We start from the raw sequence: 357 nt of genomic DNA on the forward strand, positions 1-357 counted from the left end.
CCAGCAGCCGCCGTTCCCGGTGGCGGTGCCGGACCTGCCGGAGGCCACCCGCCCGGAAGCCCCCACGACCCCCACGACTCCCGCGGGCTCCGAGCCGGGCGGCGAGCCGCTGATCCGCGTCGACACCGTGCAGCGCACCGCCGAGGTGGCCGGGCGGCCGCTCGACCTCACGTATCTGGAGTTCGAGCTGCTGGCCCACCTGGTGGCGCATCCGGGCCGGGTGCACACCCGCGACCAGCTGGTGGGCACGGTGTGGGGCTACGGGCACGTCGGCGACGGCCGTACGGTCGACGTCCACATCGCCCGCCTGCGCCGCAAGCTGGGGGCCGAGCACCGCGACACGATCCGCACGGTGCG

At 76.2% G+C, this 357-nt stretch carries 1 protein-coding gene; it reads left to right on the forward strand.

All coding sequences use genetic code 11. From position 1 onward, the window contains the following. The coding region (locus CCL05_RS42480) for a winged helix-turn-helix domain-containing protein (RefSeq protein WP_244204610.1) at positions 1-357 on the forward strand (357 nt) is incomplete at both ends.

The sequence above is a fragment of the Streptomyces africanus genome (assembly GCF_002150735.1).
Lineage (GTDB): Bacteria > Actinomycetota > Actinomycetes > Streptomycetales > Streptomycetaceae > Streptomyces > Streptomyces africanus.